Annotated in this window: 14 protein-coding genes; 4 read left to right on the forward strand and 10 right to left on the reverse strand. The window is 70.6% G+C overall.

Annotation, left to right across the window (positions count from 1 at the left end; genetic code table 11):
• The first annotated feature begins 4 nt into the window (after positions 1-4).
• From ACQUFX_RS18195 to ACQUFX_RS18205, 3 genes are read left to right on the forward strand one after another with little or no spacing between them, the layout of a single operon-like run.
• A complete protein-coding gene (locus ACQUFX_RS18195; protein ID WP_428961540.1) occupies positions 5-265 on the forward strand; it encodes a hypothetical protein in 261 nt (86 codons plus the stop codon).
• Positions 262-966, forward strand: a complete 705-nt coding sequence (locus ACQUFX_RS18200) for a hypothetical protein (RefSeq protein WP_428961541.1) — start codon at positions 262-264, stop codon at positions 964-966. The genes ACQUFX_RS18195 and ACQUFX_RS18200 overlap by 4 nt, the downstream gene beginning before the upstream one ends.
• On the forward strand, positions 902-1,327 hold the full coding sequence (locus tag ACQUFX_RS18205; protein ID WP_428961542.1) for a hypothetical protein: 426 nt from the start codon (positions 902-904) through the stop codon (positions 1,325-1,327). Before ACQUFX_RS18200 ends, ACQUFX_RS18205 begins: the two co-directional genes overlap by 65 nt.
• On the opposite strand, the gene ACQUFX_RS18210 is transcribed toward ACQUFX_RS18205, so the two are convergent.
• From ACQUFX_RS18210 to ACQUFX_RS18245, 8 genes are all read right to left on the reverse strand, one after another.
• Entirely contained in the window at positions 1,324-2,637 is a 1,314-nt protein-coding gene (locus ACQUFX_RS18210) for a PIN-like domain-containing protein (protein WP_428961543.1), read from the reverse strand. The genes ACQUFX_RS18205 and ACQUFX_RS18210 overlap by 4 nt on opposite strands.
• Positions 2,634-6,140, reverse strand: a complete 3,507-nt coding sequence (gene pglX, locus ACQUFX_RS18215) for a BREX-2 system adenine-specific DNA-methyltransferase PglX (RefSeq protein ID WP_428961544.1) — start codon at positions 6,138-6,140, stop codon at positions 2,634-2,636. Before pglX ends, ACQUFX_RS18210 begins: the two co-directional genes overlap by 4 nt.
• Complete coding sequence (gene pglW / locus ACQUFX_RS18220; RefSeq protein WP_428961545.1) at positions 6,137-10,264, reverse strand: BREX system serine/threonine kinase PglW; 4,128 nt, start codon at positions 10,262-10,264, stop codon at positions 6,137-6,139. The genes pglX and pglW overlap by 4 nt, the downstream gene beginning before the upstream one ends.
• 196 nt (positions 10,265-10,460) lie before the next feature.
• Entirely contained in the window at positions 10,461-11,327 is an 867-nt protein-coding gene (locus tag ACQUFX_RS18225; protein ID WP_428961546.1) for a DNA/RNA helicase domain-containing protein, read from the reverse strand.
• Positions 11,272-12,438: a DNA/RNA helicase domain-containing protein gene (locus ACQUFX_RS18230; RefSeq protein WP_428961547.1), complete on the reverse strand. Its 1,167-nt coding sequence runs from the start codon at positions 12,436-12,438 to the stop codon at positions 11,272-11,274. Before ACQUFX_RS18230 ends, ACQUFX_RS18225 begins: the two co-directional genes overlap by 56 nt.
• Positions 12,439-12,546: 108 nt before the next feature.
• On the reverse strand, positions 12,547-14,394 hold the full coding sequence (locus ACQUFX_RS18235) for a DNA/RNA helicase domain-containing protein (RefSeq protein ID WP_428961548.1): 1,848 nt from the start codon (positions 14,392-14,394) through the stop codon (positions 12,547-12,549).
• 172 nt (positions 14,395-14,566) lie between these two features.
• Positions 14,567-14,947 (reverse strand): nucleotide pyrophosphohydrolase, encoded by a 381-nt coding sequence (locus tag ACQUFX_RS18240; RefSeq protein ID WP_428961549.1) that lies wholly within the window; start codon positions 14,945-14,947, stop codon positions 14,567-14,569.
• 11 nt (positions 14,948-14,958) lie between these two features.
• Positions 14,959-16,011 (reverse strand): hypothetical protein, encoded by a 1,053-nt coding sequence (locus tag ACQUFX_RS18245; RefSeq protein WP_428961550.1) that lies wholly within the window; start codon positions 16,009-16,011, stop codon positions 14,959-14,961.
• 168 nt (positions 16,012-16,179) lie between these two features.
• Here ACQUFX_RS18245 and ACQUFX_RS18250 point away from each other — a divergent pair, with 168 nt between their 5' ends.
• Entirely contained in the window at positions 16,180-16,872 is a 693-nt protein-coding gene (locus tag ACQUFX_RS18250) for a formylglycine-generating enzyme family protein (protein ID WP_428966996.1), read from the forward strand.
• A 133-nt stretch (positions 16,873-17,005) separates the two neighbouring features.
• Here ACQUFX_RS18250 and ACQUFX_RS18255 read toward each other — a convergent pair whose 3' ends face one another.
• Positions 17,006-19,441: a glycoside hydrolase family 2 protein gene (locus ACQUFX_RS18255; protein WP_428961551.1), complete on the reverse strand. Its 2,436-nt coding sequence runs from the start codon at positions 19,439-19,441 to the stop codon at positions 17,006-17,008.
• Positions 19,438-20,280 (reverse strand): carbohydrate ABC transporter permease, encoded by an 843-nt coding sequence (locus tag ACQUFX_RS18260; RefSeq protein ID WP_428966997.1) that lies wholly within the window; start codon positions 20,278-20,280, stop codon positions 19,438-19,440. Before ACQUFX_RS18260 ends, ACQUFX_RS18255 begins: the two co-directional genes overlap by 4 nt.
• Positions 20,281-20,312: the final 32 nt, after the last annotated feature.

A 20,312-nucleotide genomic window follows, 5' to 3' on the forward strand; every position in this document is an offset into this window, starting at 1 on the left:
GGCGGTGAGCATCAGCGAAGTCAAGGCCACGCTCCGCGCCGCCATCGACGCGGCCCAGCACGGCCTGCATCTGCTCGACCAGGCCGCCGATCAGGCCACGCGCGCCACCGGCCGGGCCCAGGCGCTCCTTCGGGGCAGCAACCATGACCAGGTGACCGCCGCCCGGCAGGCGCTCGCCGAGGCGGAGAGCCAGGTCCGACCGACCCGCCGCCGCTTCGGAGCCACCGCCGAGCACGCCCACGACTACCTCACCCGGCTCGGATGACCGGCAGCATCGGTGATCTGGTCGCGCAACTGCTCGCCGTACGTCGCAGCCTGGACGAGGCTGCCGTCACGGCGCTGCGCGCACAGGCGGACGCGGCGCAGGCATCCGCCCACCTGGAAGAGGTACGGCGCGGGAGCAACGACGCCAAGCTCCGCATGGCTGCCCTGGAGGCCGAGACCGCCCGTGCCAAGGCCGGCCGGTACGCCCGTCTGTTGGCGGTGGCCGCCGACCACATCGGTGCCTACGTCACCACCATCGCGCCGGGATCGGACCTGTCCGCCCCCGACGAAGCATCCTCGCCCTCCGGCGACCGTGTGGTCCGGGAGGCAGGCGAACGAACGGGCCGGGCCGAGGCATTCATCCGTCGGCACGTGAAGAAGGCCGACGACACCGAGGACACCCTCAAACAGTCCGAGCAGGCGGTCACCACCGGGCTTCGTGAGCTTGAGAAGATCCTCAAGGGCTCCGGGGCGGGTAGCAGTACGACCTCCACCTCGTCCCACCCCGCCACGCCGGTCGACCGTCCGCAGTTGGAGCACCCGGTCACGTCGGTCATCATGGCTGCTGGCGCGGTCGTGGTGGGAGTCCGAGGTGCCTGGGACATGCTCAAGAAGCGCCGCGAAAGGAAGCGATCCGATGATCAGCCCCGAGATGATCGACTACATCCGGACGATGGTGAAGGGCGACCACGCCGCGAATGACCAGGTTGAGGCCCGGCTGGACCAACTGGGCTGGGAGGGTTTCCCCACCCTCCTCGGCGCGGTCTTCTACTACGCCGTCAACCGACGCTTCGACGACCGGACGGCGCCCGGTGAGATCATCCGCTTCGTCGCCGACATGCGGGCGACCGTCCCGCCGGGCGTACCCGAGATCGACCCGGCCGCTGCCGAGGCACTGATCCGCGCCGCCCTGGACCCTGACGTCGAAACCGATGTCGAGCCCCAGATGGGCGGCCGGATCCAGGGCCTGGCGATCATCAGGATTCTGGGCGGCGGCGACGTCTCGGACGCCGAGTTGGATGCCCTGCTCGTCGATGCCGCCGCCCTGGCCAGCCGGGTCTAGCTTTCAGTCGACACCCCTCTGATCTGATCGGTGTGGATCTCGACGACCGACCGTGGCACGAGGAAACCCTCGGCCTTGCCCGGCCGCAGGTAGTGGGCACGCAGTGCCGGCTCCAGACCAGCAGGTAGCTCACCGGAGGCGACCAGTTCCCTCGTCGCCCCGATCACCGGCCTGGTGAAGCCGACGAGCAGGCGCTTCGCCGGGTCGTATCCGCAGATCTTGTAGACCTGCTCCCGGGGGATGAAGCCCTCCGGGTCGCGGGCCGCCGCACGGAGGACGGCGACCCGCTTCGGGTAGGCGGAGTCCTCAAGCCTCGACAGCAGGGTCTCCCACATCCCCATCGTCCAGGGTGTCGAACCCTCGACGTCGGCGTCCTCACTTAGTCGTTCGGTGTCGTCGACGGTGCTCTGGTTGATCGGCAGGTCGGGGTACGCCTCCAGCAGCGCCTCCCACAACTGCGCCGGCTCGGCGAGGAGCAGCCGGACCCCGGCCCGGTCCCACATCTCGTCCACCAGCTCGGGCCGGGGGCCGAGCGGAGCGCCGAGCTGACCGAGGCGCCACCAGTCCGCCTTCACATCGCGGGTCACGAAGAGGATGTCCCGGCCGTCGACGCGGGCGTACGCGATGAGCTGCTCCCAGAGCAGGAAGTCCCCGGTCCCCTCCTCGACCTGGTTGGCCTTCTCCGCGTCCAGGTAGCCGGGTGGGATGAGGCGGGCGAACCGCCGCCGCCCCTCGGCCACCAACTCGGTCAACCGCTCATCGCTGAAGGGATGCCCGACCCGTCCGGCGAAGATCCCCCCGAGATCCTTCAACACCGGGTCGAGTTCCACGTCCTTGAGGGCAGCGTTGAGCTTCAGGCCCTCCCCGCCGGCCTGGAGCTTCTTCCGGACCTCCTTGAAGGCGCTGTCCAGTTCCCCCTGCAGCACGGTCGCCTCGGCCTGGGACATGGACTGGCGGCCCCAGGCACCGAGCGCGAGGCGGGCCGTCTGCTGAGCCTGTTGTAGCTCCTTGGCCGAGTCCCGGGCGATGACATCCAGGATCACCTGATCCCGGTTCCGCCAGAACTCCCTCTGCACCTGAGCCGGCATGAAGAGCCGGTCGGCGATCTTCCACAGCGCCTTGAGGTTGTCGTCACGGGTCGCCTTCAGCACCCGGTAGAGGTCGAGCAGCACGTTGGTGTCGAGGGCGACGACACTCGACCGTACGGCCCGCTCCAGATCGGCCGACTCGATCCTCCGGTAAGCCTCGAACCCGTCGAAGATCCCGCCGAGCGGGCCCGCCGCCTCGGCGTGCTGTGCCTGGTCGCTCATGCCGACACCAATCCTGCGACACCGCGCGCCTCGGTGAGGGCCGACCGGTCGGCACCGAGTTGGGACAGCTCGGCGTCCAGCAGGTCGGTGAAGAACTGCGCCGGGGATCCCGGGAAGCCGGGCCGCTCGTCGGCGTACCACTGGTGCAGCCACGGCTCCAGCTCGGCGATGCCGGCGAGCAGTGGCAGCAGGCGTTCCGCCGGCCAGGCCGCCTGGAGCTTCCGGTCCAGGTAGACGGTGGCCAGCGCCTGGGCCTGCGCGAGGTGGTCCCACCCGGCCCAGCCGAGCAGTTCCGTGCCGTCCCCGTCCCGGCCCGCCTTCGGGTACGAGACGAACCGCTCCTTCGGCACGTCGAGCTTGCCCCGCGCCCGCCAGTACGACGGCTTGGCAAAGTCAGCCGAGGTGTACTTCGGCGGCACCTTGATGTCGACGTCCTCGCCCGCGTCCTCCAGCCGCTGCTGCGCCCAGGTCCGCTCCCACTGCACCCGCTTCCGCAGCCCCGAGGGCTTGTACCGGTACGCCGGCAGGTAGGGAACGTGCTCGTCGGCGACCAGCTTGGCCAGGGTCTTGGTGAGGTCGTAGTCGTCCCGCCCGACCCACAGCTCCAGCACCGACCGGAAGTCCTCGTCGTGGCGCACCTTGTCGGCGAGCTGCGCCACCGACTGCGGCGTCGGCCGGTCACCCCACAGCTCGGGAGCCTCCAGCCGGTCGAGCAGCCACTCCCGCAACGCCTTCGCCTGCATGGCGTCCCAGCCGTCGGTGGCCCACCGCCGCTTGCACTCCGGCCGCTCGATCAGCTCGATGTTCCGATCCGACCCGATGACCTCGATCCGCCGCTCCACCAACCGCCGGTACTCGTCCGACCAGTGCGCCGGCAACTCCGTGATCGGCGTCGACCCGTGCCGCGCGAACCACTGCGTCTCCACCTCGCCAGCCGCCATCCGCCGCGCCAGCACGATCTCGAACGCCCGCTCCCCCAGCTTGAGTTCTGGCGGCTCCGCACAGGTCAGCTCGTCGTCGCGCAGCTTGTAGAGCCGGTAGACCTCCCAGTCCAACTCCTCCTGCAACGCGATCATCCGTGCCCGGGTCGAGTGATATTCGGCCTGCGCCGACCGCAGCCGCTCCCGGGTCGGCACCCCAACCTCGGCGACCGCCGCCGGGGTCAGGCTGGCGAGCCGCTGCGCCAGCGAGTCAAGCAGTCGCGCCCGCTCCAACGGGTACGCCCCCGGCAGCGGAAACTCCTGCAACTTGGTCCCGGTGAACTCGTAGAAGTTCTCCCAGGCAACGGTGGTCTGCCTTGCCCCTCGTTGATCAACTGTGCTGCCCTTGTTGTGGCTGACCTGCTTCAGCCACAAGCAGGCGGTCGAACTGTTCAACACCCCCAGCAACCGCAGATGCTCGTCCTCCGTCGCCCCCTCCGGCAATTTGATCACCGGTGCCGACCGATTGAAGACCTTCCCACCTCGATCGAGTACGAAGTGATTATGCGTCGCCACGAAGGCAAAGACAATTGACAGCGGCACCCGGTAGGCGGATGCGGTGTGTTGGTGATACTCCCACCAGCGGAGGCCCGCGTCGGCCATGCTGCCCTGGAAGGTGCGCCTTGCCGCCAGAAGCGCCTGCCACGGCCACAGCTCAACCGATAGCCCTACCTCGTCCAAGATCGGGTCGTACGGGTACCAGATTGCGTCTTCCGGCGACGATCCCCAGTCGCGGACAACTTCACCGATCACCAAGGGGCGCAGAGCTGCCGAATCGGCGGCCGTCCGCAGCTTCCGCCCCACAGGCCGCATGAAGGCTTCATCAGCGCCGGCCCTGATGGCACGCCCCACCGGCAATTCGATAACCTTCGACATCTTGACCGTGCCGACTTCTATCGCAGCGACCAGGTCGCCTGCTCCACCCCCACTGAGGCTCCACGGATGCGCTGCCAGTCGATCGCGTGGGAGATCAGCAACGGTGACCCACTCCGAGGTCTTCGTATGGTCACGCATACTCGCCGTGATAGCTGCCCAGACCAGACCCGCGCCGGGATCCTCTGGCTGTTCCGGCTCGCCGCGAACACCGAGCACAGTCCGAACAGTGCGGGTGCGCCTCCGATCCTTGGCACGGCCAATCAGAATCACGGTGGGTGTTCCGTGGCCAGGGATATATGCGCCTGAAGTATCGATGACCTCGGTCAACTCGACCTGATGGCCGAAGTAGTTCTCGACCAGCTTCTTGCCGAACTCTCGCTTCATGAAGCCGTTGCCGGTGATCTGGCCGACGTGACCGGCCCCCTCGCCGTGCTCGTCCGACCGCTTTGCCAGGTCGAAGAAGCGCTTGGCGAACGGGACCGTCAGGGCATACTGCCGGTGGCACACCTCGGGGTAAATCTCCCGGTAGAGCTGGTTACGGGCCTTGTCCGCCACGGTGATGTACGGCGGGTTGCCGACCACCACCGTGTACTGCCCCTCCCGCAGGTAGTCCGCGAGCACGTCGGCGTCCTCGGTCACGTACGCGAAGGCGTCCCGGCCCTCGACCAGGGCCAGCAGGTCGCCTTGGTGACGTGACTTTCTTCCCCAGTGCAGCAGGGAGTCACCCGTCGCCACGCGCACCGGCCAGGACGGGGTCCGCTCCAGCGACGTCAGACCGCACTCCTTCATTGCCGCGACGAGTAGCCGGAAACGGGCGATCGCCACCGCGAACGGGTTGATGTCCACCCCGGTCACCTGGCCGAGTGCCCGCTCGGTCAGCACCCGGATGTCCCCGAGCGGCTCGCGCTCCCGCCACCGCTCCACCAGCCGCTTGAACGCGCCGAGCAGGAAGTGGCCCGAGCCGCAGGTGGGGTCGATGACACTCGTCTCCGACAGGCCGAACTCCTTCACTGCCGGCTCGAAGGTCCGGTCGAGGATGAACTCCTCCACGAACTCCGGGGTCTGCAGCAGCGCGTACGTCTTCTTCGCGTGGGTCGACAGGTCCTGGTAGAGGTCGCCGAGGAACCGGGTGTCGAGATCCTCGACCCGCAGCGACGCCAATCCCGGCCCGCGCCGGAAGAAGTCGGAGAGCTTCTCGGCCGCCTCACCCGAGATGGGGAAGCGCCACACCGGGTTGTGCTCGTCGAAGATCTTGCCGGTGGCCTTGAGGGTGCGCAGATACCCGAATGCCTCGCGCAACCACTCCCGGTCGTTGTGCCGGGGGTTCTCGATCAGGTGCTGCTGCCGGTTGTGCAGTGCCCGCTCGACCGGGGCGACCGGCTCGGGGCCGCCGATCCAGAGCGGCTCGACCAGGCCGTTGTCCTCGCAGAAGCGGACGAAGACACAGCCCAGCACCCAGGCCACCGCCGCCTGGTCGACGATGTCCTCCAGCCAGGTCTCGAAGGTGCCGGCGGTACGCCGCGCCTCGGTGGCCTGGCCGTGCTCCTTGCGCAGCGACGACTCCAGCTCGGAGTCCCGGTACACCTGCCCGCGCAGGTCGTCGGTGAGGGCGGTGACCTGGCCTTGCAGCGCCTTCAGCGCGATCATCGAGCGGTGTTCCTTCCGGGGGCGGGGGTGGTGGCGTCCGACCACTCCTCGGGCAGCCACATCGACTGGCTGGCCGGCGAGGTGAGGGGAAGCTGCTGGCCGTCCAGCAGCGCCGGCTCGGCGCGGCGGGCCGGCACCAGCAGCAGGCGGGCGGCCGGGCGAGGTCGGGTCGGGTCGGCCAGCTCCTGGATCAGCCGGAATTGCTGGTAGCGGGCGAGCGGCGCGGCCTCGGTGATCAACACCGGGCGGTCGGTCTCGGCGAGGGTCCGCTCGATGGCCGGCATCACCTCGTGCTGGACCAGCTCGACCAGCGACCGGAAGTCGGGGTCGGCCGGGGAGCCGTTGTCGGCGGCGACGATCGCCTCCCAGGGGAAGCCGAGGGACCGGAGCCGGTCCAGCAGGATCGCGGTGACGTCGACCTCGACCGGGTCGAGCCGGTCCAGCAGCGCCCGGCGGGCCGGGCCGAGCCGGCGCACCGAGGCGAGCACGACCAGGAAGCCGCGCCGGTCGAGCACCCCGGCCAGTCGGGCGGTGGCCTGGGCGGCGGCGTCCGGAGCAAGGATCGGTGCGACCGTGCTGCGCATCCGGGTGCCGGTGACCGAGGAGTTGCGGTCCGGCGGAGCATAGCGGCCGTGGACCGCGTCCCAGGTGAGCGGGATGTCGCGCAGCAGCGCGTCCAGCGCCGGGCGGGGCGGCAACTCCTGGGCACGGGGGAAGCGGGTGCGGACCCTGGCCCGTACCGTCTCGGGGTCGAGGGTCTGACCGACCAGCGTGCCCGCGGCGAGGCGCAGCGCCCGCTCGGCGGGCATCTCCGCCGGGTAGAGCTGACCCTGCGCGTTGACCGCGACCCCGCCGCCGCTGCCGGCGGCGGCGAGTTGCAGCAGCCGGGCGTCGCTGAGCGCGGGCATGCCGGCCGGCGGCGGCTCCAGAGCCCGTAGCTCCTCCACGGCCCGGCCCCGGCTGGGCAGCGGGTCCGCCGCCGCCAACGCGCCGGCCCGTCGACCCAACCGCGTCACGTACGCCAGCAGGTCCGCCGCGCTGCCCTCGGCCGCCGGGTCGTGCGGTTCCCGGCCGACCAGGACGGTCTCGGTGCCACGCAGCCGGTGCATGGCGACCCGGGCGTCGCCGCCCCGCACCAGCTCGGTCTCGACGGCCGCCCGGACCAGGCCGATGGCCTGCGCGGTCCGCTTCGGCTCGGCGGTGTAGGAGCCCCGGGCGGCAATCAGCGCCTCGGCGATCTCCTCGGCGGACATCACCCCGCCCCGCCCGTCGAGCAGCGCCACGATTTCGTCGCGGACCAGAGTCAGGGCCGGGTTGGGCTGCCAGTCCCGGTCGACGGCGCGGCGGATTGCCCGGGACAGCTCCGGCTGGGCCTTGCCGACCGCCCGCGCCGCCTCCACCTGCGACGGCCAACGCAGGTACCGGCCCTCGGTGGTGGCGGCCTGGCCGAGCAGCACCTGCAGGGCGGTGTGTTGCCAGGTGGTCCGGCCGGTGGTGGCGGGTCGCAGGGTGGCGCAGAGCGCCTCGATGCCCTGGGCCTTCGGCGGGGCCGGCCGGTCCGGGTCGGTGTCGGCGAGCAGGTCCCGCAGGTCGCGGGTGTGGGCCAGGATCTCCTTGCGGGTGGCGTCGGGAACCCCCCGCGCCCGGGTCAACGCGGAGGGTTCCGCGTCCATCAGCTCACCGACGGTGGTGATGCCGAGCCGTTCCAGGGCGGACCGGGCGCGGGCGGTCAGCTCGGTGGCCTCCAGCGGTGAGCCACGATCCAGCGGGGGCTGGCCGCCCGTGTCGTCGGGGTCGGGCGGCTCGGGGATCTCCCGGAAGACCGCCCGCCACGCGTCGGTCATCTCGTCGAGCGTGTCGAAGCGGGCACCGGAGTCCCGGGCGAGGGCGCGGGCGAAGAAGGCGACCAGCCGGTCGGCGACGGCGGTGTCGAAGACCGCCGGGTCGAGGGTGACCTCGACGCTGACCGTGACCGGGTTGGCCCCGTCGCCCCAGCGGGGCAGTGTCCCGGTGGCCATCTCGTAGAGCGTGACGGCGGCGGCGAACCGTTCGGCGGCGGCGTCGTAGCGCAGCCGGCGCGGCGGCCCGAGGAAGGGATCGAGGTACGCGGTGGTGCCGGCGGTGAGCTGGTCGGCGGGGACGGGTGCCAGGGAGAAGTCGAAGATGCACAGGTGCGGCTGCTTGTCCTTCGGCCGGGGCCGCGACGCCAGGTTGGCCGGCTTGATGTCCCGGTGCCAGACGCCCTGCCCGTCCAGGAAGGCGACGATTTCCAGCAGGTCCCGGCCGTACCGCTCCAGCAGGTCCAGCGCCAGCCGGCCGCCGCGCAGGTCCTCGGCGAGGGTCCGCTCCCCGGCGTTCTCCAGCAGCAGGGCCGTCCGACCGCCGACCTTCACCGGGCCGCGCACCAGGGCGGCGACCCGGGCGTCGCGGAGCTTGTCGACGGTACGGGCCTCGGCGGCGAACCGGTCGGCGTACTGCTCGTCCCGGGCGACCTTCAGGACCAGTTCCCGCTGCCCCTCGGGCCCCTCCTCGGTGACGAGCAGGGCGACGGCGGTGGCCCCGCTGCCCAGGTTGCGCAGCACGGTCAGGCCGCCGTCGAGCACGTCGCCCCGGTGCGCCTGCAGCGGGTCGACCACCGGCTCCGGCTCGGGTGCGGTCAGTTCCTCCCAGACCAGGTCGAGCCACTCCAGGAACTCGCCGACCCGCTTCATCCGCTGCCCGGGGTCACCCCGGGTGGCGTCGTAGACCGCCTCGACCAGGGCGTTGGGCATGCCGTCGGTGACCGCCGCCAGGTGCAGGCCGCCGTCGGCCACCGCCGTGACCAGTTCCTCCGCCGACGCGGCCGGCTCGACCCCGGCGAAGATCCGGTACGCGAGCGCGCCGAGGGAGAACAGGTCGAGCTGGTGCCCCGGCAGGTCGTCGAGGGTCGCCGCCTCGGGCGCCTGGTAGCGGCGTACCGAGTCGTCGAAGAACAACTCCAGGCTGGCCGGGTCGGTCGACGGCCCGAGGGAGGTGAGCCGGGTGCCGGAAGTCCGGCCGCCGGTCTGCCAGTCGGTGACGACCAGGGTCGGGCGGGCGCCGTCCGGGTCGCAGACGTAGATCGCCCGGGGGTTCAGCGACCGGTGGGACAGCCGCCGGGAATGGGCATAATGGACGATCTCGGCGAGTTCCTGGACGAGCTGGAGTCGCTGGGCGAGCTGGAGCTTGCCGTCCCGCTCGGCGAGCCACTGGTCGAGGCGTACCCAGCTCTGGTCGTGGTCGAAGACGACCGCCGGCCCCCACGGGTGCTCGACCAGGTCGAGAGCGCGGGCGATGCCCGGGTGGTGGATTCCCTGCAGCAGACGGAACTCGCGCTCGGCGGCCCGCCGGATCAGCGGCACGTCCTCCTCGGCGGCCCGGCTGGTGAGGTAGAACCGCACCCGGCGCAGCAGCTCGGTGCCGACGGTGTGGTCGGCGAGGAAGTCCTGCCAGCCGCTGCCCTCGGCGAACGGGCGCTGGTGCAGCACCAACTGGTTGACCCGACGGTCCGCCACCGAGGGACGGATCTTCGCGCCCCGGACCAGCTCGACGATCTGCCGGCCCCGGACGGCGTCGACGTGGTGCCTGGCGTCCAGCGGCGGGGCGAGCAGCATCTTCTTGAGGCTGTCCAGCTTGCCGGTGTTGCCGTCGAGGCCGTAGACGTGCTGGCGGCCGATCTCGTCCAGCTCGGAGCGGGTGCCCGTGGCGTGCAGGAAGACCGCCGCGTGCACGAAGGGGAGCTTCGCGCCGGGTGGGGCGTAGTGCTGGATGAGATTGCGCAGCCGCTTGGCCTTGCGGTTGGCGAGGATGAGCGGGCTGTCGACCACCTTCGGTCGGCCGGTGCCCACCTTGCGGCGCCACTGCTGACCGTCGCCGGAGACAGTGCCCGGCCAGTGCTTCAGCTCCAGCAGGTAGAGACCGCTGCGGGTGAGTACCAGCGCGTCGACCTCGTTGATCGAGCCGTCGGTGCCGACGAACTCCACATTGGCCCAGACGTGGTACGGCTCGGCGTCCGGCAGATACGACGCCAGTTCCCGTAGGCCGTCCTGTTCGTGCTGGTAGGCGCTCGGATTGATCTGCTCCCAGCGCGGCGAGCCCTCACGCATGCCGCAGCGCGCCCCCGTACGCGATCATTCGTGTTTCTCCCCGGTCGTCCAGCCGCCCTTAGGTCCCGTGGACGGTACCGGCAGATCACATTGGTGCCCATAGTCGGGAGGTCCGGAGAACTGAGCCGAGTGAACAAATGCCCCATTGACCAGCCTGATTTGCCTCTCCACCTGCGCATTCACGCCACTACCGTGATCATCTCGGCGAGCGTGGTCGGGAATCTGACAGTCGCTGGCGTCCGGCCCCATTCGTGCTGTCCCGTCCTTCGACTGACACCACCCCCGGTGCCACCGCCGGGCCCCGCCGACGGGGCCGAGGGATCAGCCCGGCCAGAAACGCCTGGGTCTCCGGGTCGACCGAGTAGAGCAGAGTGCCGTAGAGACCCCGGGTGAGTAGGACCTTGTACGCGTTGCGAATCAGCCGGTCGGGGTTCTTCGCCTTGATGCGTCCGTCCGGCCCGACCAGCTTTGGGTCACGGGACTCGGCGACCCGGGTGATGAACCGCCCGTCCCGTACCACCAGGTCCGGGCCGATGATCACCCCGGACCAGTGGTACTCGAATCCCTGCGCCGTGTAGATGCAGCCGACCTGGTGGAAGCCGCGCGGGTCCGTCGCCCAGTAGGAACTCGACGGAACACCCGGCGGTGGGTGCTCCTCATAGGCGTTCCACGGCCGGGCCCAGCCGTCGATTCTGACATCGGCGGCGAGCCGGCCACCCCGTGACTGCTGCGTCCACGGCCAGCAGAAACCCGCCGAGATCCGGGCCGTCTCGCCCCCGCCGTTGCGGCTCCGCAGGATCGATTCCATCTCGGCAGGCGAACCAGCCAGTGCGAGCCGGAAGTCACCACCCTCGGTCCATCGGTACGGCCCCCGGTCAGCCAGCCCCAGCAGGCACCGAACCCACCGCTCGTACCGAGGGCTGCCACCGCACCGGAACTGCGCGCCCAAGGTGACCTCGTCGACCTCCAGGTCAGCGCGCTCCGCCGCCGCGACGATCGCGGCGACGCTACCCACCTCGTCCGGCCGGACGACCTGGTGGTCGTCGAGCAGAAAGACGGGCACCCTGGCCACGTCGATCAACTCCTGGACCTGGGGGGCGGGGAGCGGTCCGCCTCCCGATCCTCGTGTGCGCCCGGATGCGGTGGGCCTCGTCGCAGACCAGCACGTCGAGACTGTTCGCCGGACTGTCCGTGAAGCTCATGAAGTACTTGAACACCCGGTTCGACCGCAGTGCCGCCGGCAGGGGTCGCCGGCGGGCGTAACGCTGCAGGGTGCGGGTGAACGCCCTCGAACCCGTGGCATGCTCGACCTGCCGTCCCTCCCCGGCCAGGTCGGCGAGCAGGTTCAGGGCGATGGCGCTCTTGCCGGTGCCCGGCCCGCCCGAGACCACCACGACCCGCTTGCGGCGGCCCGCGTCCGCCCACCGGACCGCCCGCATGACCATCTCGTACGCTTCGCGCTGCTCATCGAGAAGGGTGAGATGACCACGGTTGGCCACCTCGTCCGCCGTCATTGTCAGCAGTTGTGGGCTCTGCCGTACCGGGCTGGTCAGCAGCCGGCGGGCTGCCCGTCCGTCCCGCAGGCGGGCGAACCGGGTGGCCAGATAGGCCGGGAACCGGTCCGCTTGATCCGGGGTGTAGAGCATGTTCCAGTGGCTTCTCGACCCCGGGCGGTCCGGGATCCGGTCAGCGGTCGCGTTGTGCAGGTAGGCCATGCCGTGCACGGCGTCCGGCGATTCGCGGAGCCGTTCCAGGTGATCCACGAGGTAGGAGCAGTACGCCTCGACCTGCACCGACGGATGCAGCATCGGCTGCGACGTCCAGGGCACCCGCAAAAGGTGGCCAGCCTCGTCGTACCGTTCCGCCCGGCTCCACTGCTTCAGCTCGACCACCAGGTAGGCCGGACGCATGGTGATCGGGGCGGCCCCCGCCAGGATCACGTCGACCCGGGTGCTGCTGCGGGGAAGCTGGTACTCCACCAGCGCGTCGAGGTCACCGAAGCCCAGGTCGCAGAGGTGCCGGGCGAGCGCCGGCAGGCTGTTGCGCCAGGCTCTCCGCTCCGCCTCGCCCACCTCGTACCCCGCCGAGGTGAGATGGTTGCCCACCTCGTCCTCCAGACGCTCCGCGTCGGCCAGTTTCAGGATCTGGGCGGGTGTGGTCTGGTACGCCGACACTGACGGGCTCCCGAGGCACGAGAATCTCGTGCGGTGGGAGCGTGTCCCGAGGGAAGCCCGTCGATCCGCCGAACGGCAGCCACTGTACCGAGCGTGGTAGCGCCGTAGCTACCGATCCCCGGCGGCCTCGTACCGGGTCTCCGGGTCCCGATCGACGCGGACCAGTTCGCGCAGGTGCTTTCGGGTCTCCGGGTCCGTCGCGTACAGCACCGTGCCGCGCATTCCCCGGGTCAGCAGCACCTTGTAGGTGTTGCGGATGAGCCGGTCCGCCTCCTCGTCACTGAGCGACTTGCGGCTGCGGAAGGCGGGGTCCTTCGACTCCGCCCGCCGGGTCACCAGTCGCCCGTCCCGGGCCACCAGGTCGGGGCCGATGATCACACCCGACCAGTCGTACTCGAAGCCCTGGGCGGTGTAGACGCAACCGACCTGTCCGAAGCCGTTCGGGTCGGTGGCCCAGAAGGCGCTGCCCGGGGCCTCGCCGACGCTCCGTTCGCTCTTGACGTTCCATGGTCGGGCCCAGCCGCCGATCGTCACGTCCGGCACCAGCGTCCCGTCCGGGCGAGGGTCGCTCCACGGCCAGCAGTACCCGGCCGACATCCGGGCGGTGCCGCTGACGCCCTGTCGCTCCGCGAGGTACGCCTCCAACTCCTCCGGCGAGTCGACCACCCGGACGTCGAACCGGCCGTCGCCGGCCCAGACCGACGGCTCACCGCCGTCGAGCCCGAGCAGGTCGAGGACCCACTGTTCGTACGCCTCGCTGCCGCCGCAGCGGAACTGGTCGTGCAGCGACACCACGTCGACGTCGAGCCCGAGCTTCCCCGCGTACGCCGAGATGACCTCGACGTTGCCCAGTTCGCCGGGCTTGACCACCTGGTGCTCGTCGAGCAGGAAGACCGGCACCCGGGCGGCGGCGAACAGCTCCTCGATCTGCGGCCGGGCCGAGGTCCGGCGGTCCTTCGCGGTGAACCGGTTGACCGACGTCTCACGGATCCGGTGCGCCTCGTCGCAGATCAGCACCTCGATGTCGTTCGGGTCGGCGTCCATGAAGCTGTTGAAGTACTTGAACAGGCTCTGCAGCCGGGTCGACCCGCGACCCGCGTACCGACGCAGGGTTTGGGTGAACGACCGGGAGCCGGTGGCGTGCAGCACCGTGCGGTTGCGCCGGGCCAGCTCACCGAGGACCGACAGCGCGATGACGCTCTTACCGCTGCCCGGGCCGCCGGCCACCACCACCGCCCGCTTGTGGTTGCCCGTCCGGGCCCGCTCCACCGCGTGCATGACCAGCTCGTACGCCACCCGCTGCTCGTCCAGGAGGGTGAAGTGCGAGCGTTCCTTCAGCTCCAACGCCGCGTACGCCAGCAGGTGCCGGCTGGGACGGACGGTGCTGGTCAGGAACCGGTCCCCCGCCCCCGCTCCGGGCTCCGGCGCGAACAGCGTGCGGAGGTGGTCGAGCCACTGCCCGCGTCGCTGCCCGGTGAAGATCCGGCTCAGCTCGGTCGCGGGCCGGTCCAGCAGGTCGATGACGTCCCGATCGAAGGCGTTGTGCAGGTACGCCGCGCCCCTGAGCAGTTTCCGGTCTCGCCCGAAGAGACCGAGGAAGTCGGTGAGGTACTGGCAGTAGTCCCCGACCTGCACACCGGGGTGCAGCCGTGGCCCGCGAGCGTGCTCCACGACCACCAGAGTGTCCGAGCCCTCGTACGCCGTCGCGTAGGACCACTGCTTCAGCTCCACCACCAGGTAGGAGTCCTCGCCGGTCCGCGGGTCAATCCCGGCCAGCACCGCGTCGAGACGCCGGCTCGTCAACGGGAGCTGGTACTCAACCAGCACCTCCACCTGACCCAACCCGGCATCGACGAGGTCCTGGGCCAGCACCGGCAGGCTCCGTGCCCAGGAGCGCTTCTCGGCGGGGCTGGCACCATGCCCGTTCGCGCGGGTGTGCTCGGTCAGGACGTCCACGAGGGTTCCCTCGGCGGAAAGGCGGAGAAGGCCAGTTGCTGACGTACGGTACGCCGACATGGAAAGGGTGCCCCCGGGCAGCACGAAGTGATCGTGCGGATGGGGGCATGTCCCTGGTACGGAAGCCCGTCGGACCGCTTGGTGGACAAGACTCTAACCGGAAAGGCTCCGGCTACGCGTCGACAGCCTTCGCCGCCGAGCCTCGGGCCTGCTCAACGGGATAGCGGCGGGCCGAGTCGGCCAGTTTGTCGGTCGCTGCCTGCACGAGATCGATTCCGAGCACGTCGGCCAACCGGACCAGATAAATCATGACGTCGCCGATCTCGGCCCGGACCCGTGCGCCGGCCACCGGATCGGCCATGACCCGCGCCGATTCGTCCGGGGTGAGCCACTGCAACTCGGCCAGCAACTCCCCCACCTCACCGGAGAGCGCCATGGCGAGGTTCTTCGGGGTGTGGAACTGCTGCCAGTCGCGTTCCTCGGCGAAACGTCGGAGCACCTCGGCGAGGCTCTCGACGCCCGCCCCACCGTGCGTCGCGGGCTGGTTCGTCATGATTGCCGACCCTACCGACCGCCACCCGACCTCGGCTCAACGGTGCTGGCCGGTTCCACGAATTCTGTGCCGAATGACCCGCTCCCACCGTGCTGGTGGCGGTGATCGTCGAAGTGGTAGTCGAGGATCAGGCCAGAACCCTGGTCGATCCGCGCGACGTGCGCGGCGAAGTACTTCGCCGACGCCGGGCCGAAGGCCGGGCACAGTCTTCCGGTCAACGCCTGCACGGCAGCCGTCACGGTCGGACCTCCCACCCGGCCGGGCCGGATCCGGCCATCGGTGCCGATGTGGATGTGACCGTGTTCGAAGAGCGCGTCGCACCCGAGAAGGCAGGCCGCCATGACGTTCTCGGGGTCCTGGCGTTCGCGGTAGTTCGCCTCTGCCCGTCGCTTGATGTGCGCCAGGACGACCAGGTGGCGGGGGACATCGGAACCACAGAGATCACACCGGATGATCCTTCGGTCGCCGAACTTGAGCTGGCGAAGCCGCTTCTGTTCCTTCCGCCGCGCCAGCCAGGCGTACGCGTCGAGTTTCTCAGGCTGGTCGGCAGGCGTGTCGCCCCCCGGCGGGCCGTCATCGCCGGGCACCGGTGCGGTCGCCGCAAGCACCTCGGCCGGGAGCGGATCCCCAACCACCGGAACGCCCTTGGTGTTGGCGGACTGCTTCAGCGCTGACATTGCCGAGCGACCGAGCCGCGCCCCGGAAACCTCGTCGACAACATCGAGGACATTCAGCCTGATCCGCTCGGGGAAAAGCTCCGGCTTGTCCGGCTTGCTTGGCCAGATCGGGCTGTCATCCTCGTAGAGCGCACCCAGAACTTGAGTGACCACAATCCTGTGGACCTGACCAGCGAGATACGCCTCGAGATCCGACGTTCTCGGGTTGGGCCCCCACCAGCCGAGGAGCAGATGGTCCCCGGCCCGCATCTCCTTCGCCACGCGGCGAGCGTCACCGTCCCGCATGTCCAGCGCGGACGAGCGCCAGCCCCACACGCTCCGCTCCATGCCGATGGCGAGGTTTCCCTCGTGTTCCTTGCCGACATGCACGTAGTAGAACCGCGACATTGATGCCCCCGGGTACGAGTTCCGTGCAGCGGAGCCCCGCCGGTCGCCGGCCGTCGCACCGCTTGTGCGTCGACTCTAGCCAGTCGCCTGCACTCACAATCCGTGTACGCCGGCCTGGGAAACCTCTGGCTGTACCGTGACCCGGTGGAGAGGTCCGGGGGACACTCGATGATCACCGTACCGGCGGGGCGGGTGACGCTGTCCGACCGGCGTACGCAGACCAGTTGGCCGGTCGAGGTGGCCTCTTTCCATCTCGCTGCCGTGCCCACCACACAGGCGCAGTACGCGGCGGTGACCGGTGCGCGGCCGAGCGCCGCGCGGGGCGAGCACCTGCCGGTGGAGTGCGTCTCCTGGCCGGACACGGTCCGGTACTGCAACGCGTTGTCCCGACGTGAGGGGCTGACACCGGCGTACCGGATCGGCGACGGGACCGGTCGCGGCCTCGGCGGTGAGACCGGTGACGACGGCGACGACACCGTCGTCGTCGCGTGGAACCCGGCGGCCGACGGTTACCGGCTGCCCACCGAGGCCGAGTGGGAGCACGCCTGCCGGGCCGGCACGACCGGGCCACGGTACGGGCCGCTCGACGAGATCGCCTGGTACCGCGACAACTCCGCCGAGCGCAGCCACGAGGTGGGCGGCAGACGTCCCAACGAGTGGGGCCTGTACGACCTGCTGGGCAACGTCTGGGAGTGGTGCTGGGACGTCTACGACCCCGAGGTGTACGGCACCTACCGGGTGCTGCGTGGCGGGGGCTGGTTCGACGAACACTGGAGCTGCCGCGCCTCGGTGCGCCGCCGCAGCCACCCGACGTATCAGATCGACGACCTGGGTTTCCGCGTCGCCCGCTCGCTCGCCTGACCCCCTGGCCCGCACCACAACCCCGGCGGCCGGGGTGGCGTCCTGCCACCCCGGCCGAAGCCATGTCCACTTCGCCCGATTGTTTGGAGGGGGCCCTTCCTATACAAAAAGCGTTAATAGGGGGCCCCTCCTTTCAGTTGACGGCGCGGAGGACGGGGCGGGTGGTGAGGGCGGAGGCCTCCAGCGGGACGGGGGTGTGCACGGTGAAGGTGGCCGTCTCGCCGGGTAGGAGGGTGAGCAGGGCCTCGTCGACGGTGGCGTCCGGGTGCAGGCGGTCCGGGTACAGGGTCAGGTCGCGCAGGATGGTGCGGGCGGTGACCCGGATCCGCACCCCGCCGTCGAACCGTTCGACGGTGCTGTCGAAGTCCGCCGCCGGCCAGGTCACGTCCTTGTCCTCGGCGAAGAACCACAGCGCCCGGTCGACCTCCTCGCCCGCCTCGGCGACCAGCAGTTCGGCGCGCGGCTCGTCCGGGCCGGCCAGCTCCGCCGGCAGCGGCACGGTCACCACGCCGTACGCCGGCACGTCCAGCTCCACCGAGGTCTTCGCCCGGGGCGCGCCGGCCAGGGTGAGCCGGGTGACCGTGGCCGGTGCCCGCCACGGCTGCCCGGTCTCGTTCACCGCGACCAGGGCCAGCCCGCCGTCGCGCGGCTGGACGGTGAGCAGCCGGTCGGCGTACGCCCGGCGCAGCGCGTACCACAGGGGTTTGCGCCGGCCGTCGCCGTCGACGGCCGCCCAGGAGGTCACCGGCCAGCAGTCGTTGAGCTGCCAGACGATGGTGCCCATGCAGACGCCCCGGTGCGCGCGGAAGTGCTCCACCCCGAGCGCGATGGCGCGGGCCTGGTTGAGCTGGGTGAGGTAGTGCCACTCGTCGAAGTCGGCCGGGGCGGGCAGGTGCGCGTCCAGCCCCCGCTGGAGCTTCAGGTCCCCGTCGACGGCCTTCTGGTGGTGCGCCATGCCGGGCGAGTCCGGGGCGAGCGGGTCGTCGGAGAGCGCCCGGCGCAGCGTCGCGTACGTTGGGGGCGCCTGGTAGCCGAACTCGGCGAGGAACCGGGGCACGTACTCCCGGTACTTGACGTAGTCGTCGGTGTTCCAGACGTCCCAGATGTGCATGCTGCCGTGCGCCGGCTCGTTGGGGTGCAGGTCGTCGCGGCCCGACCAGGGGCTGCCCGGCCAGTACGGGCGGGTCGGGTCCAGCTCGGCCATGATCCGGGGCAGCAGTTCCAGGTAGTAGCCCCGCCCCCAGGTCCGGTCGTCGAGCTGTTCCTGCCAGCCCCAGTCGTGCCAGCCCCAGATGTTCTCGTTGTTGCCGGTCCAGAGCACCAGCGACGGGTGGACCGACAGCCGGGTCACCTGCTCGGCCGCCTCGGCGGCCACCTCGGTGGCGAACGGCTCCTCCTCCGGGTACGCCGCGCAGGCGAAGAGGAAGTCCTGCTGGACCAGCAGCCCGAGGTCGTCGGCGAGGTCGTAGAAGTCGTCCGACTCGTACCGGCCGCCGCCCCAGACCCGCAGCAGGTTGACGTTCGCCCCGACCGCCTGGTCGAACCGGTGCGCCAGCCGTTCCCGGGTGACCCGGTTGGGGAAGACGTCGTCGGGGATCCAGTTCACCCCCCGGGCGAAGACCGGCACGTCGTTGACGACCAGGGTGAACGGGGTGCCGTGGGCGTCCGGGGTGGTGTCCAGCCGGACGCTGCGGAAACCGATCCGCCGGGACCACCCGTCCAGCACCGTGCCGGCCGGGTCGTGCAGGGTCACCGTCAACGGGTACCGGTGCGGCTCGCCGTACCCCCGGGGCCACCACCGCCGCACGTCGGCGACGGTGAGGTCCAGCGCGGCGGTGCGCGCGCCGGCCGGGATAGTCGCCTCGACGTCGACCCCGGCGACCGACGCCCGGACGGTCAGCGGCACGTCGGCGGCCCGCTCGACCTCGACGTGCACCGTCACCCGGCCGGTGGAGTCGGCGACGGTCGCCAGCGGGCGGACGGTCGCCAGCCGCGCCGTCGACCAGGAGTGCAGCCCGATCGGCTGCCAGATCCCGGCGGTGACCAGCGTCGGTCCCCAGTCCCAGCCGAAGTTGCAGGCCATCTTCCGGATGAAGTTGAACGGCTCCCGGTACGCGTTGGGCCGGTGGCCGAGCCGTTCCCGCTGCGCCGCCGCGTAGCGGTAGGCGGAGTCGAACCGGACCTCGACGGTGTTGCCGCCGGGGCGCAGCAGCGACCGGACGTCGAACCGGTACCCCCGGTGCATGTTCTCGGTCCGGCCGACCTCGGCGCCGTTGACGGTGACGGTGGCGACGGTGTCCAGCCCGGCGCAGACCAGGTCCACCCGGTCGTCGTCGCCGGGGGTCCAGTCGACGGTGCTGCGGTACACCCAGTCGGTGCGCCCGATCCAGCTCAGCCCCACCTCGTTGTCGTCGCGGTACGGGTCGGGGATCAGCCCGGCGGCGAGCAGGTCGGTGTGCACGCAGCCGGGCACGCTCGCCGGTACCTCCCGGCCGGCGAGGACGGTGGGCACCGGCGAGCCGGGTACGGCGTGCAGGGTCCACCCGTCGTGCAGGGTTCGCTGGGTCATGACTTGAGCGCACCTTCCATGATTCCGCGGACGATCTGCCGGCCTCCGATCACCAGCATGACCAGCAGGGGTACGGTCGCCACGAACGCGCCGGCGAGGACCCGGCGGTAGACGACGTAGTTGCCGGCGGCCAGGTCGGAGACGGCCACCATCGAGGTCGGGAAGTCGGTGCCGCCGAGCGTGATCAGCGGCCACTGGTAGTCGTTCCAGGTGGCCACGAAGGTGAGCAGCCCGAGCACCGCCATCGCCGGACGCAGCGCCGGCAGCGCGATGCTCCAGTAGACCCGCATGGTGCTGGCGCCGTCCACCCGGGCCGACTCGATCAGCTCGTCGGGGACCGTGTTCACGATGAACTGCCGCATGTAGAACACCCCGAACGCGGTGACCAGGCCGGGCACGATGACCGCGAGCAGGGTGCCGTTCCAGCCCAGCTCCCCCATCACGATGTAGAGGGCGACCACGCCGAGCTGGTTCGGCACGGTGAGGGTGATGATCACGATGAGCATCAGCACCCGGCTGCCCCGGAACCGCAGCTTGGCGAAGGCGAACCCGGCCAGCGAGCTGAAGAACAGCACCGAGGCGGTCACCACGGTCGAGACGATGAAGCTGTTGATCAGACCGGCGGCGAAGAAGACGTCCTGGGAGGAGAAGACCTCCTCGATGTTGACGAGGAACTGGCTGCCGGGCACCACGGTCGGCGGGATCTGGGCCAGCGCGTCGTCGGTGCTGGTGGCGATGACGAACATCCAGTACAGCGGGAACGCGGCGAAGAGCATCGACACGGCGAGCAGCAGGTACGTGCCGACGCCGGCCGGGGTCTCCTGCGGCGCGCGACCCATCGCGGCGTACCGCGCCCGGCGGGTCCGCTGCG

It is taken from the genome of Micromonospora fluostatini, assembly GCF_050410825.1.
Taxonomy (GTDB): domain Bacteria; phylum Actinomycetota; class Actinomycetes; order Mycobacteriales; family Micromonosporaceae; genus Micromonospora; species Micromonospora rosaria.